The sequence below is a fragment of the Halanaerobium sehlinense genome (assembly GCF_055379485.1).
This window is the reverse complement of record NZ_AP042442.1, coordinates 77,318-94,696: the sequence shown is the minus strand read 5'-3', so window position 1 is coordinate 94,696 and position 17,379 is coordinate 77,318. Positions and strand designations below refer to the sequence as shown.

General features: G+C 31.1%; 14 protein-coding genes, 1 tRNA gene and 1 riboswitch. All 15 genes read right to left on the bottom strand.

Annotated features, from left to right (window positions below; all coding sequences use genetic code 11):
* Positions 1 to 1,093 precede the first annotated feature (1,093 nt).
* The 15 genes from ACZ446_RS00455 to ACZ446_RS00385 all read right to left on the bottom strand — a co-directional run bounded on the left by ACZ446_RS00455 (position 1,094) and on the right by ACZ446_RS00385 (position 17,167).
* Positions 1,094 to 1,543: a JAB domain-containing protein gene (locus ACZ446_RS00455; RefSeq protein WP_134060043.1), complete on the bottom strand. Its 450-nt coding sequence runs from the start codon at positions 1,541 to 1,543 to the stop codon at positions 1,094 to 1,096.
* Between the two features lie 96 nt (positions 1,544 to 1,639).
* Positions 1,640 to 1,906, bottom strand: coding sequence for a LysM peptidoglycan-binding domain-containing protein (locus ACZ446_RS00450; protein ID WP_464393208.1), 267 nt, complete (start codon positions 1,904 to 1,906; stop codon positions 1,640 to 1,642).
* Between the two features lie 910 nt (positions 1,907 to 2,816).
* Positions 2,817 to 3,005: a hypothetical protein gene (locus ACZ446_RS00445; protein ID WP_464393207.1), complete on the bottom strand. Its 189-nt coding sequence runs from the start codon at positions 3,003 to 3,005 to the stop codon at positions 2,817 to 2,819.
* 17 nt (positions 3,006 to 3,022) lie between these two features.
* Positions 3,023 to 3,832, bottom strand: coding sequence for a BRO-N domain-containing protein (locus ACZ446_RS00440; RefSeq protein ID WP_464393206.1), 810 nt, complete (start codon positions 3,830 to 3,832; stop codon positions 3,023 to 3,025).
* A gap of 71 nt (positions 3,833 to 3,903) precedes the next feature.
* Positions 3,904 to 4,221, bottom strand: coding sequence for a hypothetical protein (locus ACZ446_RS00435; protein ID WP_464393205.1), 318 nt, complete (start codon positions 4,219 to 4,221; stop codon positions 3,904 to 3,906).
* A gap of 399 nt (positions 4,222 to 4,620) precedes the next feature.
* The gene (locus tag ACZ446_RS00430; RefSeq protein ID WP_464393204.1) at positions 4,621 to 6,051 is read right to left on the bottom strand and encodes a hypothetical protein; all 1,431 of its coding nucleotides are present in this window, start codon (positions 6,049 to 6,051) and stop codon (positions 4,621 to 4,623) included.
* Between the two features lie 62 nt (positions 6,052 to 6,113).
* Entirely contained in the window at positions 6,114 to 6,572 is a 459-nt protein-coding gene (locus tag ACZ446_RS00425) for a hypothetical protein (protein ID WP_464393203.1), read from the bottom strand.
* A 19-nt stretch (positions 6,573 to 6,591) separates the two neighbouring features.
* Positions 6,592 to 7,020, bottom strand: a complete 429-nt coding sequence (locus ACZ446_RS00420) for a hypothetical protein (protein WP_464393202.1) — start codon at positions 7,018 to 7,020, stop codon at positions 6,592 to 6,594.
* Between the two features lie 558 nt (positions 7,021 to 7,578).
* Complete coding sequence (locus ACZ446_RS00415) at positions 7,579 to 8,427, bottom strand: hypothetical protein (protein ID WP_464393201.1); 849 nt, start codon at positions 8,425 to 8,427, stop codon at positions 7,579 to 7,581.
* A 1-nt stretch (position 8,428) separates the two neighbouring features.
* Positions 8,429 to 9,247 (bottom strand): winged helix-turn-helix domain-containing protein, encoded by an 819-nt coding sequence (locus ACZ446_RS00410; protein ID WP_464393200.1) that lies wholly within the window; start codon positions 9,245 to 9,247, stop codon positions 8,429 to 8,431.
* A 288-nt stretch (positions 9,248 to 9,535) separates the two neighbouring features.
* Positions 9,536 to 10,483 carry a tyrosine-type recombinase/integrase gene (locus ACZ446_RS00405; protein ID WP_464393199.1) on the bottom strand — a complete coding sequence of 316 codons (948 nt, stop codon included), beginning with the start codon at positions 10,481 to 10,483 and terminating at the stop codon, positions 9,536 to 9,538.
* 113 nt (positions 10,484 to 10,596) lie between these two features.
* Positions 10,597 to 10,669, bottom strand: a tRNA-Arg gene (locus ACZ446_RS00400).
* A 343-nt stretch (positions 10,670 to 11,012) separates the two neighbouring features.
* Positions 11,013 to 13,394 carry a PAS domain S-box protein gene (locus ACZ446_RS00395; protein WP_464393198.1) on the bottom strand — a complete coding sequence of 794 codons (2,382 nt, stop codon included), beginning with the start codon at positions 13,392 to 13,394 and terminating at the stop codon, positions 11,013 to 11,015.
* A gap of 228 nt (positions 13,395 to 13,622) precedes the next feature.
* Positions 13,623 to 15,587 carry a methyl-accepting chemotaxis protein gene (locus tag ACZ446_RS00390; protein ID WP_464393197.1) on the bottom strand — a complete coding sequence of 655 codons (1,965 nt, stop codon included), beginning with the start codon at positions 15,585 to 15,587 and terminating at the stop codon, positions 13,623 to 13,625.
* 228 nt (positions 15,588 to 15,815) lie between these two features.
* Positions 15,816 to 15,901, bottom strand: a riboswitch (cyclic di-GMP riboswitch).
* A gap of 93 nt (positions 15,902 to 15,994) precedes the next feature.
* Positions 15,995 to 17,167 carry a sensor domain-containing diguanylate cyclase gene (locus ACZ446_RS00385; RefSeq protein ID WP_464393196.1) on the bottom strand — a complete coding sequence of 391 codons (1,173 nt, stop codon included), beginning with the start codon at positions 17,165 to 17,167 and terminating at the stop codon, positions 15,995 to 15,997.
* Positions 17,168 to 17,379 lie beyond the last annotated feature (212 nt).

Below are 17,379 nucleotides of genomic sequence, written 5' to 3'. Positions count from 1 at the left end.
GTAACAGCTGCTTTTTCATTTTCTTTTCAAATCTGAGACCAGCATTTTATTTTTTGTCAGGATAAAAGTTTTAAGCATTAACTTTTTCATCAGAACCATTTTGCAATAACGCTTTTTAAATGGTATCAAAACCCAGCTCATTTCATTTGCTTATCATTTCTTGTGCTTTATAAAATTAAAAGAGAGACAGGAAACTAGATACAGTTATCCCCTTTGCATTAGACAAGAAGAAAAGAGTTAACCCTTCATAACACTTTGCTATTACTGGGTTAGTGGTCTTTTCCTATTGCCTAATTTAGAGAGATAACTTGTAGAATTCAGGAACATATTATAAGATATGACGAGGTCTTCCTATCTACAGATGGCTTCTTGTCACCATGAGAGCCTTGACCAATAATTGGTACGTGCTTAGGTCCAGCTTTATCATCGTAGATCAGAATGAGTATTAACTCTATGCCCCCTTACATTGCCATAGGTGTTCATCCCAATCACTTGCTCTCTTACCCCCTGCTTACTCCTCCATAGCCTTTCATGCAATACGGTAGTTACATTACTTAGATACAGCTTTCAGCACTGGGACGGGTTGCTCTTTAATCCGAGTAGTCTAACGGCTCACCAGCGGTGGCCTACTGTAACACTTTGTGCTATAATCGCCTCACGGCTCACTCAGTGGCTAAATTTACCCTTAGCTAAGGCGGTAGTTATATCCTCACCTGCGGTGCCCTTTTTTTGGATTCTGCTAAAACATGTGGGCGTAACATGGCCTTCTTTTTTGTTGGTGTGGAAAAGAAATGAAAAACCTTGATATCCCTGGCGACCAGAAGCTCAGGGTGAATCTGTTTGGTGTACAAAAATTACCGATAATTTCTGCCAGACTCAATTCTATATTCAGTTTTGTTGACTCATTTTTTAACACTCTTTAATTATAAAACAAATTGATTACTTTTGTTATACTTCGATCAATATTTTTTTAGAAAAAAATCTTCTTTTTTAGTTAGAGAGCTTATAATCCTTGTTATATCAACAACTATAAATTTAAATTATTTTTTAATTTTCTCTAAAATAATTATTTTTATAGCAATCAAGAGCAATTTTAGATTAAGTTTCTCTCCTTCATGCTCACATAATTATCTCTAGAACCCACTATAATATGGTCCATAACTTTGATCCCGATTATATCACCTGCCTTAATTAATTTCTTAGTTACCTGAATATCATCATTGCTTGGATCTGGAATTGAGCTTGGATGATTGTGTCCTAATAAAATAGCAGCTGCATTCTGCAAGATTGCCCTTTTAAAGACCTCTCTTGGTGATACCAGACTAGATGATAGATTACCAATCGAAACCTCAAATACCCCTGTTATTTGGCTCTGGACATCCAGTGTAATTATTGCAAAGACTTCTTCAGTTCTCTTGTCCAGATCTAAAACATCAATAAACACATTTTTGGCACTTTCAGGATTATTTACCTTTCTTTCTAGATCATATCTGCCACCCTTTTCTTTAACAACTCTCAATGAATATTTTTGGATATTTATCATTTTTATCAATCTCCTTTTTATTTTGATTTAAGTTTAAAAACTAATGTTCGCTTAGTTGAAATAAAAAAACACTCTACAGGGCTAACTGCAAAGCGGCTAATTTTTAGGTAATATTATTCTTTGATCTTCATAAATCAAGCTTTCGATTTTATTAACTTCTTTAATTGCTGCTACAACAAGTCTAATATCAAATTCACTTTCAATATCTGCGGCTATATTCCAGAGAGTGTCTCCCTGTTCTACTGTATAGACCAGCTCCCAATCATGCAGCTTTACAAAGTCTTCTAATCCAGGTTGTTTTATTATTGAAAGGATAATCACCAATACTAGACAGATAAGCACCAACTCCAATAATTTACTCATTCTTCTCCTCCAATCTCTATATATAGAATCTTTATCCCGACAAAAATTAAATAAATCACCTCCTTCTTTTTTAATAGGTCAACAAATGCAAAAAGGCCCACCGCTAATTAAAGCAGTGGACCTCTTAAATGTTATTCATTTATGTTAACACCCTGCCCTCTGCAGGCCAGGGTGGGGCTCGAAACAAAACTTTTAGGTATTAAAGTTAATAATAGTTGCGGTCACGAAATAACTCATTTTTGCTATTTATATAGAGTGATTCCATAAAGTTTAATATAATTGTTGTAAATAACTCACTGTTATTTCAAGAATATTCGTTATTTTCGCTCCATGATTATACTCTACACCAATTCTATTACTTTTTAAATAGTTGCAATAACTTTTTGTGAAATAAAATTAGATTCCATAATAATTGAAAACTGACCCGGCTAAACTTTAGATTATATTGTTTATCCTTTACATAAATTGGATTTGAAGTGTTACAGACAGGCACAAAGCACATATAGGTAGTGAACGACAATAACTAGCCAAATAGATATTTTTAAAAACTCAATTAGCTTTATATCCTTTATATTTGGCTATATACAGCACTTATGCTTTAAACATCTAATTGTGTGCATTCAACTCCAAAAGCTGTAGATGAGCTTTTAAATAGTTATTTAATAGCGGGAAACACCACCTCTTGTCCAATTAGTTTATTTTTTTAATTTTAAACCTAACTGCTAAAATATCTGAAATTAAGATTCCCGAAATAACAGGGTTGAATGAAGGTACTCTCGGGTAGAAACATAAAAATAGAGCTATTTTTACTTAAATTTTAGCTTATTTTTCCCTAAACCTCTGCTATTTCAGGCATTATAGCACTTTTCAAGTTTATTTATGCATGTTTCATCGGGTGGAAACACCACTTTTAGGGCATTGACAAGCCTTTTTCTACTAGCTGTGGGACGGTTTTATATTCAATATCGGGTCCAAATATTATTGTATTTTCATTATCTAAAAGTTTATTTAATGATAAAAAATCAAACAAAATATTTTTATTTAAAATATCCCAACGACTTTCTCCTTCTTTTGTCCAGAAAACTATATATTTATTCATTCTTTAATACCTCCTCTCTAAGCTGCATTTTCTTCATTATTTAGCATATCATTAACAATTCTCATAGCATATTCCAGCATATTTTCTTGTTCTAAGTATTCAACAATTTTCATATTCCTTTTTTTAGCTCTAGCTTTGAGGTTAATTCCTTGGTTTTTATTTATTCTTCCATAAACTTTACCATAAGCAACTGGAAATCCAATCTGTTTTTTTAGTGCTAAAGCTTGAACTGAACTTGTAAAAGTCTTCCTAAGTGTTGCTGTATCTTCTACAGAAACTATTTTATTTACATAATCCAAATTCTTCTGTTGCTGTTCAACAATTTTCTTATGTTTATCTAATTCCATTTGATATTTATTTTGGGCTCGCTTCATTTCTTTTATTTCTTTTTTAGTTAACTTCATACTTTTGAACATATTTTCAATTACAACTAAATACGGATCATCAAACTGCTCTACACTTACATAACCAGTTCTTCTTAATTCTTTAATTACTTTTCTAACAAACATTCTAAACTCTCTAGCCTTTGGTTGATTTGATAGCATTGTCACTTCATATATTCCATCTTCATTGAAAACCCTAGTATTTCTAAGCTTGCCGTCAAGTGACTTCAGTTTGAAGTCGGTTGAAAACTCTTTATTTCTTAAGTATGGATTCCTTGTTAACATAGTGTTTATAGCAGTTCTTGGATTGGCATATTCCAAAACTTCACCAAGCTGTTCAGCTGTCATAAAAACTTCATCTGAGTTTTCATCTCTGTAAAAATCACAATTCACAATACCAAACTTTTCTTCCTTAACTTTGCTTAACTCTATTACATTATTCATTTTCATTTCTCCTCTTATAATTTTAGTTTATTTTTATATTATTTCGTAGTCGATCTAACCGACCACGGATTTTACAGCTCTATATCGTATTCTTCTTTGGCTAACTTCACTACAGGTCTGACAAGATTTTGAAACTCAAGTGCTTTATACTGATTAGATGTCATAACTACTTCAAGCAATCCATTTTCAGTTAGATGCAGATCATCATTTTCATCATAAAACATGTATTCATCAAAAACTTCATCATCAAAACATTTAACTGGTATATCATTTTCAATATCTGCAGGTCTTTTATACTCAAGATAATATGCTATTTCTTCTGTGCTTTTCCCAACCAATTCCCTTAACTCATCCAGTATCTTTCTAATTCTGTCGAAATATATTTTCAACTTTCATTCATCTCCTTAAACTTATTTTTTAGCTTATCCAAGTTCACAAACAATTACATTCTTAAAATGACTTTCTCAATCTTTATTTCAGCATTCATTGGTTTTCGATTATTATCCCAACATAAAATAAAAAGCTGCCGCTTTTTAACCAGCCTTTTTTTGTTTTGAAAGGATGGTTTTAATCTGAAAGTTTACAGTTAATAATTCTTTTCTAATTAAATTAATGCTTTAAACTCTTTTTTCTAAAACCATCCCACCAAAAACAAGTTAGTTAATTTGACAGCATTGACAGTATTGACAGCATTTAATATTTTATAAACTCTAACACTCTATAATTTAAAAGATCACAAGTTGAAATTTACTGTCTTTACTGTCTTTACTGTCTTTACTGTCAAAATATCACTTATATAAGTGAATATATCTCTTACTTTTTTTATCTTTACCTGTCTCTACGCCAATACCCATGTCATTGAAATATTCAAGATTAGCTTTAATTTTTCTGGTAACCCATGCAACTGATAAAGTATCTTCTATTTTTATATCTAACTCTTCTGCATAAACTTTCATGGTTTCTAAAACCTCTGATGCAGATGCTTTTATAGCACCTTTTTCTTCAACATAAAGCTTTAAAGCCTTAATAAAAGCACTCGGACTATGAAAACTTTCTAATCTATTATGAATCATATCAAAATAGCTTGACTCAAAATATTCTTTGTCATAACCTAATGCAACAGCAATAGCAGTACCCCATTCAAAAAAATCAGCCATTCTGGGAAGATGCTCAAATTCTAAGGTCTCTTTTATCAACATTGCTTCTGCTATAACTTCAAAAAATCCACTTACAATTGACGGTCTTTTTTCTTCAAAAAGATTATGTAATTTATTCTCACTTAATCTATCTCTGCTGGAAATAGGATCTAATTCTATTATTATTGAGCGATCCATTAAATCTGATTTAGGAATTTTATAATCGATTCCATTCAGTGCTACACAATGTTTTATATTATAGAAGACATCCTGATCATCTTTGAATAATTTTCTTTTTGCTATCCCAGCACCTGTAGAAGCACGACAAAGTATATCAGATTCTTGTTTGCTAATCTGCGAAATATTATCAAACAATGCAAACCAATTATGTGCTAAATTCTGTTCTAAATCTTTATTTAATGTTATAAGCTCAGGCATAGCTGGATCTACAATTCTTTTAATTATTCGAGATAAATTACTTTTCGCAGTTCCTTTAACCCCTTTTAAATGTAGAACTGCGTGTGGAATGTTTGGAATTAGAACAGTAGCAATATATACTAATAAGAACATTGCTTTTGGAGAATCTTTATCTATATTTATAAAATTCAATATCTCTTTTGCATCTTCCACTGATGCTTTCTCAACAATTTTTTGTTCATTCATTTGGATATACCTCTTAAACATCACTGGAGAATCACTTTGTTCTATAATTTCCCACTTTCCATGTGTTATTCGAACCTGCTGCCACTTTTTATTGCATAAATCATAATAAATATCACCTTTGTGCTCTGCCACTCGTAAAAAAAGATCTTGTTTTTTGCAATTAGCTCTCGCCAATGCAATAAGATTACTAACTGCTGTTTCTATGGTTCCATCTGTTACTGGCTCATTATAACGGTTAATATAATTAAGTCTTATCCATCCTTTACCATTCATACTAATTGGCCTTACTTCTGTAATGTCTTTATTTTTTACTTTACTCCAAGGTTGTTCAAGTTGGTCAACTACTATTTCTTCACTTTTGTCGATAATTTCATTCATGACCCTTTTTGCTTTACTATTTCCATACATTTTTTCAATCATCTATTAATCTTACCTTTCTTTTTATTTTTTTGTTAATATAAATTGTACTTCTCATTCCATTTTTAATCGGTGTATAATAACCTTTCATATTTCCCATCCCTATTCTCATTTGTATATAAATGCCTTTTATAAACTGGTGAGTCGCTTAAATTTTCTATAATCTGATCATATTCATTCTTGAGTGAATCATAAATTTTTAAAGAACGATGAACACTAATTGCTAGATCGCCCAGATCTTTAAACTCTGAATTTAACGAGTCATTAAATGCAAGATTATCTATCGCATATCTACCAATAAATAGTTCAGTTTTTCCATTTAATTCACCCTGATAAACATAATCTAAAAGATATTTTTCATTTAACAGCTTTTCTATAATTTCATTTTCATTAAAATAACCAAGCACTTCAACCAGATCTTCTAACAACATTGTCACATCATCATATTCACGCAGTTCATTTACATAAAAATCAACGAGTTGTCCCTTATATTCTATTTCTCTGTACTTATTGAATTTTGTCATCTTTTACCTCCATTGTATTTTATATTGCAATCTTGCTAATAAATAAATCAGTATAATAAGCCTTAATTAGTTCAGCAAAATTATTGAATTTAATCAGCTCTGAAAACCCATAAAAGGCTGTCTTATTACCCTTCTTTCTGAGTGCCGGACTCAAAATCCCATCATCATCTTGATACTTCAATAACGTTTCTCTCGTGGCCAAACCACATATATAAAAGAAATGATCATTAACTTTCAAGTTGATTATTTCCGGGCGTTTTGGTTTCTTATGTATTACTGGTAGTTTACCCATCTCCACTGTCTTAATCCCGATATTTAAATTAAGTTTTGTTAAATCTGCTTTATTGTAAAATTTAGCTGCACCAACAGTCCAATTAACAAATTGCTTCTGTATTAACTCTTCTACAGCAACTTCTCCTAAAATTCCAGTCAAAAACCGTTTGCTCATTTTATTATTATCTCTAAAATAACTTTCATCATCTTTTTTTGCTCTGACGATATTTTTTACAAATGAATAAACTTTGTCGACCCGACTATTCGGAATAGTTATTTTTGTAAACTCATTTAAATAAGGATTTACACATTTATGAAATTCTTTAATAAAAATTCCTCCTTTCCAAGAATTTAAATTCTAAATATAGCTTATGTCTAATTGATTACTTTTTCTATACTTTGATTAGTATTTTTTTATTTTTTCTTATTTCATAATCTCAAATAACGTTCTTAAGCCCCGTTATATCAACAAATATTTTTTTAATGAAAAATTAAATTAATTTGTAAAAATGTAAAAAAATTATTTTACTCTTAAATTTTTCTCTAAATCAAGCTTTTATCAGCTATTTTTTTATATTGATGGTATAAAACAAGCTAATAAGTTGGCAATAAAAAAAGACCCACTTTAGCAATTATTACAGCTGCTAAAATAGGTCTAAAAAAGAGAGAGCCTTATTCAATTTTTATTAACATTTTCTAATAACTTTTTCAAGAGTTAAGCTAATTTTTTTATTTAATTCATTGACCAGGTTGTACCTCTCCTGGATAAATCAACAATTTCTTTCTTTTTTAAACGAGCTAAATTATTTGAAATAGCACTATTAGTTTCTCCAATTTTTTTACTCAGTTCATCAACTTCAAGACTATTCTCTGATTTCAAGTAATAAATTAATACCGCCTGCAGCTCACCTCTTCTTCGATACTCAGAAGTCCTTTCAATATCTTTTGAAGGTATTCTATATGGATTTCTCAGTGGGATCTTATTGATAAAGTCATCTTTTGATTCTTCTTTTATAGCTAGATACTCTCCGTATTTATGTTGAATATAAATATGATGTAGACCTAATTTTTTCAATTCTTTTATGACTGTATTCAAACTACCTCTATTCTTAGTAGTGATCATAAATAAATCTTCACCTGAAGCTGTTTTATAAGTAAGTCCTGTTATATCAAACAAGCCTGCAATATATTCTCTCGGAAAATCTACTTCTATATTATTTTTGGGAAACCCTCCAAAAATCTTTTTTAATTTATCCTGAAGGGATTTACTATTATAACTTAACTGGTAACGCTTGCTTTTAGTATCCTTTCTAATAACCTCATAAAGCTTCGGCTGTATATTAAAAGCCTTGTCTAAATTATCCTTTAAAATTTGAGCAAAAGGGGCTTCTCCTGGATCAATCTCTGTAACTACAGTTCCCTTTTTTAAAAATGTTCCTTTGCCGTGTAAAACTCCAACAGCATAATTGAAATACTTCTGATCAATAATTACACACTCTAATAAATGCATTTTGCCACCACATTCTCTCGAACAATATTTTTGACCTGGTTTTAGTTTTTTACCACAGATACAGTTAGCCATTTTACCACTCCTCAACTTTTACATCGCTATTTAAACTCCAGCTATCATTTTTCTTTGCCTTCGATATCTCACCTTCATCAAATAACTCTGCCAGTTTTTGAGTAATCTGACTACCAGAAGTCTCTAGTCTTTCTGCTAATTCTTTATTACTTAAATCAGTTTCTGCCATAATGAGTTCTAAAACTTCTATTCTAAAATCTCCTCTCGGGCGATAAGCATAAAACTCATCGTGGTCCAACGCAGCTTCTACAGCTTGCTTTTTCTTCGGAAACTTTAGTTTAATTCTATTTGCAAAAACTTCTGTATCAATACTCCAAATTCTCAAATAATCTGTCTCAGTTAATTCTTCCCATCTATCATCTTCAAAGGTGCTCACATTATAGCGTGATATTCCCACCTCTTCTAAAGCAGCTTTAACAAAATCAATATTGTGATTAGATTTCTGAGAAAATATACAATCCAGTCTTCCCTCTTCAAACTTAGCATAACCATCAGTATCCCACACTCCTGCCAGCCACTCTTCAGGATAATTTAATTTCTTTGGGATTGACCACAAGCCTGTTGTTGAATCTTTATACTGAGAAATTAATTTTGTCAGCTTTTTGGATTTAAAATGTAAGATTTTCATTGTACCATCTTTTTCAGTATGAATAGTAGGTTTAACATTGAAAGTTTTAGCTCCTAACTCATAAATGGTCTGCAAAAACTCCTTCTCTTCAGCATGGATTGAAATCCGAACTAAATTGTGATCTTTTCTAACATTTCCATCTCCCTGAATCACCCCAACTAAGTACTCAAAATCTCTCTGGTCTGTAAACATTTAATTTCCTCCTGTCCAAATATGATTTTTAAAATAAAAGTTTTAATATTTTGAATCTTAATATCAAAAAAATTTCTTCTCTCACTTTTTCTAAGGGGGTGGGGCTCCGAACGTTTTTCTTTTTAGATTGTTATACTAATAGTTGGGGTCACGAATTTTTTAGATTTTTGATTTTCTATATAGCTTTTTCCAGCAGCTTTTTATATTGTTGAAAGGATAATACAATAAGAGCTCCACCATCCTAACAGAAAGATAAACAAATTGCTCATTCTCTCATACAAACTCTATCTATTTTAATTTAATGTGCTCTTTTCTAGTATTAATAAACTGGTTAATTGGATTAAACTCCTCAAAGTTTTCTTTTAAATCTTCACCGTACATGTTAACATACTTTCTCACCATTTCCATATTACTATGGCCCAGGATTTTCTGCAGCCTAAAGATATCACCACCGTTCTTAATCCACCTTTTGGCAAAGGTATGGCGGTATAAATGGATAGAAGTCTTATCTACTCCTCGTTTCTGATTATAGGAAGGAATAGCAGAACTAATTCCTTCAGCGGTTAACTTCTCACCATAAATTGAACAGAAAAGATACTGGTCTTTATCTTGATTTAAAAAGGTCAGATACTCCTGTAGGATTACTATCAGCGATTTTGCTATGGGAATTATTCGCTGCTTTTTATTCTTAACCTCCCGGAGGACTACATAGCCATCATTTAGATCAAGATCACCAATCTTAATATTTCTAACAGTCCTTGAACGATTCCCGGTGGCTAGAAGCCAATTTGTTAAAACCCAGTTTCTATACTCTGCAAATCCACAGCTTTTAATGTTTGGCTTTTTTAATAACCTTCTTAACTCATCATCTGTATAGGTCATTTTAATCTTTTCTGTTTTTCTGAGCATCTTGATCTTAAAGCTTTTTAAATAACCCAGATCCATACAGTGATATAAAAAAGCCCTTGTTGCTCTTAAATAAGTATTTATAGAACTGTTAGATCTGTCTCCTTCTTTCAAGTGAAGAATGTAGTCAGTAATAACTTCACTGTCAACTTGACTTATTAAAACAACATCATCTTCTAAGAGAAAACCATTGAACCTTTTGAAATTATTATTGTAATACCTCAGGGTTCTCTCACTTAAATCTTTTGCTTTACAAAACTTAATAAATTTTTCATAAGCCTCTTCCACAGTCATCCGATCACTGTACTTAATTAGGTTCATTTTAGGCATAAAAAAACCCCCGAATTTAATAAATTCGTAGGGAATAATTGACACTTCTTATTAAGTTAAATGAACCTAAATAATCAGACGGCTTGAAAGCCTGTATTTTTTGGAAATCCCCGTCATTAAGGGCTTTACACGTCGAACCCCTAGCCTTCTGATCCGTAGTCAGACGCTCTATCCAGTTGAGCTACAGGCGCATTATTTTGCTGGTGTTATTTCCAGCGCAACAATAAATATTATAACAGTTACTTTTATCTTCGTCAAGTCCTTTTTTAAGAAAAATTATATCCACTGACCTGACAACTATTATGAGCTGTTTTAAGCATCAAAACTTCTGATTCAATTATTCCTGCGTGTGTTTAGACTATATTATTTTAATTGAAAAGTCAAGATTTTTAATCCTGATCGGATGAGGTTTTAAATCAATTAAAATAATTTAACCTCTTTATCTTCTTTGTGAATATGATTAACCCAACAATTTAGAACCTCCTATTGTCGTATTTAAAATTATACTGATTGTAAAGATAATGTTTTTCTATTTAAAATCATGAATTATAGAATAAAGGTATTCTTTCTCTTCAAAAAGTATAGGTTGACTGTAAACCTCTACATCTTTAATATTTCCATTAACTATTTTATGTTTGAAATTAAAATAATTTTTTTCTTTTTCTCTGGCTTCTTTCATTTCTTTTATAACTTCTTCTCCACTTAAAATATTTATATCTGTTATTTTCATTGAAGTCAATTCATCTTTGCTCCAACCATAAAAATATACAGCTGCAGGATTAGCATCAACAATATCACCACTATCAGGATCAATAATCAACATAGCTGTAATTTCATTTTCAAAAAGTGCCTTATATCTGTCTTTAATATTTTTATATTTCCTTTTTGTATTTTCAAGTTCGCTTATATCACGATAAATAACATAATAACCAGCATTTTTACCTTCTAAAAAAATAGGAAAAGCTTGGATAGAAACTTCAATTTTTTGTTTATTATCTTTCTCTCTTATAGTTCTGGAAATGACCTTTTCTCCATTACTTAACCTGTTTATATAGTTTTTAGTCTCTAGTATTTTTGTTTCTGGAACAATCTTCTTAATATTATTGCCTATTAGATCTTTTTTGCTATATTCGAACATCTCAATGAAATAATCATTTACCCTAAGAATATTAAAGTTTGCATCCAAAATTACTATTCCTTCATTTGACTGCTTAAATAAATCTTCAAAATATTCTTTTTTACCTAGTAAATATTTTTTATTTCCAGAAGTGTTTATTTCATTTTCTAAAACTTCTTTTCTTAGTTTATCAACTTTATTATCTTTTATTATCTTAACAAAAGCCTCGACTACCCGTGGGGAAAATTGACTTCCTTTATTTTGATGCAGCTCAAGCAACGCTTCTTCTATGCTTAGAGGTTTTCGATATGCCCTTTTAGATAGCATTGCATCCCAGGCATCAGCTACAGCTAAGATTTGAGATATTATGGGAATTTCTTCTCCTGAAATCCCTTCTGGATAGCCACTTCCATCCCATTTTTCATGATGGTATAAAATGTATTCTGAAATGGGAGTTAAGGACCCTGAATCAGATAAAGCTTCACTACCCCAAACTGGATGTTTTTTTATTAATTTATACTCGCTATCAGTTAATTTACCATTTTTATTTATGATATCCAAAGGCACTAATAACTTACCAATATCATGGACAAGACCTGCCCAATAAGTGTTTTTAACTGTCTTTTTGGGGAGATCCATCTCTTTGGCAATTGCCGAAGCTATTTCTGCTACATTTTCTGAATGTCCCTTTGTATATAGATCATACATCTCCATGATTTTAATGATAGAAGTTATTAATTCCCTGGTGAAATTGGTCTGTAAATTATCAAATCTTTTGAATGCAAAAAACGCAGAAGCCAGTGTGGAAAAAGACTCTATAATCTTACGAGTGATATCACTGAATTCACCACTGCTATTTTTTTTAATATCAAGAGCTAACCTACCAACTACCTGGCTGTCAACAGTAATATTTATATAAAGCGAATCTTTAATTGGTTTTAAAGCTTTTTTTAAGATCTCTCGTTGAGGTTTTTCCATCTTATTTAAATTCAGAAAATAATCTTTAGTATTATAGATTTTCTTACCCTTATAATTATAAAGTAAATCTTTTTCTATTTCTAACTCTTTTAACAATTCAATGTCATGACCTACAGCATCTGTAAACTTATATTTATCATTTTCATTTATAATAACCATTTTACCATAGTCTGCTTCAGGTGCAATTTCAATAGCATGTTCTAACAGGTCAGAAAAGAATTCTTCCTCACTAATATAAGTTTTATTTTCAATATTTGATACAAGTTGAACCATATTTACAAATCTTTGATTAAGTAAGTTTATTTCTTCAAATGACTGTTCCAGCTCCTCATTCATTGCCATAACTTCCTCATTAAATACAGAAAGCTGTTCGTTTGATGAAGCAAGCTCCTCTTTTTGATCTCTTAGCTCTATTTCCTTTTCTTTTCTATCTGTAATATCAATAACAAAACCCTCGATTTTAGTATCACCACTGTTGTTAACAGAAACTACTTTTGCATTCATGCTTACCCATAATTTTTTACCATCAATTTTATAAGCCTGGTACTCAAAATTTTTGATTTCATTGTCTTTTTTTAATTTCTCTAAAAGTTTCTGCCTTTTTTTCGAATCAACATAAAAATCTTTGCTAAGATATTTGTATTCTTTTAAAATTTGCTCAACATCTTTAGCTCCCAGCATTTCTGCCATGCTGGAGTTAATATACTCAATTTTATCATTGAAGGTAGTTCTAAAAATTCCTATAGGAGCCTTATCAAGAAAATCAAAATATTCTTCTGACATATTCTTATATATACTACTGTCATTATCACTCACTGATTAACACTCCCTTTTTAATCTTTCTTTTCTTATTTTTGTTTTACATTCTAATAAAAAACTATTTAAGGCAACAACTTTACTATTAACTAATTCTTTATATCCATTAAAAATCATTTATTGCTTTAATTTATTAAATTAAGTTAGCTGACTATATTTTTAGAGACCATACCTTATTAAAAAGGTTTGGTCTCTAAAATGTATTAATAAAGTTTATATAGCTAAGACTTACAAGTTAAATTTATTGATCACTTCTGTTAAATCAACAGCCATTTTTGTTAAGTCTTCTGAGGCATTCACAATTTCTTCAGTAGAAGCACTCTGTTCCTCACTGGCAGCTGCTACCTCTTCTGCATTACTGGCTGCTTCTTCACTAACCGAAGCTATTTCTCTAATTGTTGCTTCAACATCTTTACCATTTGAACTTACTCTTTCTGAGCGATCATTAATATTTTCAATTAAATCTCTTAATCTTACAGCTGCTGAATTAATTTCTTCAAAAGACTTACCAGTATTTCTAATCGCATAAACACTGCCATTTACTACTTCTTCGGTAGCATCCATCCGATTAACTGCAGCTCCAACTCCATTTTGAATCTCTTTTACCAGGCCGCCAATCTGGTTTGTAGCATCTTCTGATTCTTCTGCTAACTGTCTTATCTCGTCAGCAACAACAGAAAACCCTCTTCCAGCTTCTCCTGCTCTGGCAGCTTCTATAGCAGCATTCAAAGCTAAAAGATTAGTTTGAGCAGCGATATTGTTAATTAACTCCACAATTTCTCCAATTTCATTTGATAAATCTCCCAAATTATTTATTGTTCCTGCTACCTCTTTAGTATTACCCCTAACATTTTCTATCTGTTCAACAGAGTTTTCTATTGAATCATTACCGTCTGCAATATTATTCATAACCTTATCTGCCTGGTCTTCCATATCTCTTGACATCAGAGTTACATTTTGAATCTGATCTATCAGTTCATCAATTTTGCTTGTTGTCTCTTCGACCTGAGCTGACTGTTCTTCTGCTCCAGATGCAACCTGCTGAATAGACTGACCAACCTGGGTTGCTGCAGTTGCTACTTCTTCACCTGAGGCTGAAAGTTCTTCACTTGAAGCTGAAAGATTCTCAGCAATTTCTGTAACTTTAGTAATTATCTCATTTAAATTTTCTTTCATTTTATTCAAGGAAGAAGCTAAAGTTCCTATTTCATCATCTCTATCTATTTTAACATCATCAAGTGCCAAATTACCTTTTGAAATTTCATTAGCCATAGAGACTGCTTTTAAAATTGGATTGGCAATATATCTGGCTATAAAATAAGTTGTAATCATACCTATGATTACAGCAATAACAGCAATCAAAATACTCATGTTCCTGGAAGTAACCAATTCTGCTAAAACATCACTCTCATCTGCTGTCATAGCTACAACCCAACCTCCAATCCCAACTGGAGCATAAGCCAATTCTTTTTCCACTCCAGTATATGTATATTCTCCAGTTCCAGACCCACCTTCTATCATTCTATCTGTTAAGTTTTGAAGTTCGGTCTGACCTGTTAAAACATCTGTATTACCTATATACTGTTCATCTGGATGAGCTATTGTTCTTTTTTCTTGATCAATGATCCATCCATAACCAAAACCATCAATCTCCATATTTTTAATTAAAGTCTGTAAATACTCACTTTTTACTGTAGCTCCCATTACTCCAAGCAGATTATTATTATCAATTATTGGGGCCGCAATAACAATAACTTTTTCACCAGAAATTCTACTTGTCATAGGAATAGAGATAGCTGTCTCCTTGGTTAATAATACTTCTTGAAAGTATAAGCGATCACTAATGTCAATACTACCCCCATTCAAGATATTTCCAGCACCATTAGTATCAACAATTAAAATAGATTCTATATTTGGGTTGTTAATCTGCGATAAGAATTCAGACTGCTCTAGCCAGTTCATAGATTTAATTTTTTCTGTATTTGAAAAGTCTTCTACTTGAGTTTCTAAGCCAGAAAGCCATTCGAAAATAATCTGTGCATTCTGTTCCGCACTGTTCAATGAGCTGTTAGCTGTCGAACTTTGGATAAGATCACTAATAAAATAGTTAAATGCAATAGAGGTACCAGCCATCAAAACCAAGATCATAACTGCAATGATAAGAACCATTTTCCCTTTTAAGCTTTTAAACATTTTACTCTCCCCTTGTCATGTTTTAATTAATTAATTAATAAAACACTTGAGACAAAGCTAAAAGTCTAATCATCTTTTCCAAGTAAAAAGTTTTAAAGTCAAGAAATTGTTAGGCCGCCTTATTAACAATCTTTATTAATAAAAGTAATAATTTTCCTTTATTAATAAAAAAATAAATACTTCTCGCTTAATTGCGTAGTATTTATTCAGTACTGTAACATTTTTATCACAGGCAACCTGGCAGTCATAGACTTAATTTCCTTAGACCCATAGCTTTGCGTCATCATTTTTCAATGATTTTGCCAAATATTTAATAAAATTAATTATATGTTAATTATATAACATACTTTTACAAAATAAAACACTAATTTTGAGACAAAATTTAACTTTTTTCGACAATCAACTATTTATAAATTATTTTTCTTCAATAATTTATCTTCATACATATTCTTATCAGCTTTATTAAATATTTCCTTAATATCTTGTTTAGAATTGCTTTTAACTGCTAAACCAATCCCAAAAGAAAGTTTATTCCCCTCAACATCAATCTTCTTGCTTTCTTCCCTAATTCTTTTTACAATTTTCTCAGCATTTTTTTTAGAAGTTTGGGGAAGAATAATTGCAAACTCATCACCGCCAAATCTAGCTAAAACATCTCCTTCTCTCAAGCTTGACCTAAGCACCTCTGCTGCTTTTTTTATTAATTTATCTCCAGCTAAATGACCGTAAACATCATTGATCATCTTCAGACCATTTACATCAATAACTAACATGCTTAATGGCAGCTCATCTTTATTATTAAGCCTCTTTAACTCCTGATCAAAATAAGCTCTATTGTATAGTCCGGTTAGCTGATCATTATAACTTAAGTACTCAAGCTTCTTTTCTTTAATTCGTAGCTTTGTTAAATCTACCTGCATCGATAAAATACCAGTTCCTCTATCAGGCAGTTTAATCTTAGTTTCCTTAAAATGAGTATAATAATGCTCTCCATTTTTATTAATATTATCAAGATTAAACTCTAAGTCCTCTCCTCCTAAAATGGTATCGATATGTTTTTTGGCCTGTTCAATTCGCTCTTCAGTAACTAACTTATTAAAAATATTATCTCCTACTAATTCATCTTTACTGAAACCAGTCATTTCACATAATTCCTCGTTAACTTCCAGAATATTACCTTCTGAATCTTCAACCAGCATCCCAATTGGAGCACTATTGAAGATTTTTTTATATTGTTTTTCCTTGGTTTTTAAAGCCAATTCAGCATTTTTTCTTTCAGTAATATTTTCATGCATAATTAATACTCCCGCAGCAAAGGGCGTTACTATCAGTTTAAACCAGGCATCCTCTTTAAGTAAACCATCCGGATATTCTAGCTCAAACTTATTTTCCCTATTTTCAATAACAGCTTTAATCCCGGATTTAATATCTGAAATTATTTCTGCAGAGACATTTTTGATTTTTTTAATAAGTTTTATATAGTTTAAGCCTACACTATTGTTCTTTATATTCTTTTCGATTTTTGAAACATATTTCTTCCAATCATCATTTATAAAAATTATTTCTAGATCTTTATTCAAAATCACACTCTTATATGCTAGAGAATTAAGAAAACACGGTGTGTCACAAAGCACTTTAATCACCTTCTAAAAATTTTATGAAATAATAATCTAAAGTTTATTATATCACTCAGCTTAATAAGGGTAAAGTTTAAAAAGGGGGGAAGCATTTTAATTTAATCAAATAAATTTCGAATTAAATTAATTTTCCAGTCATCGACATTTACTATAAT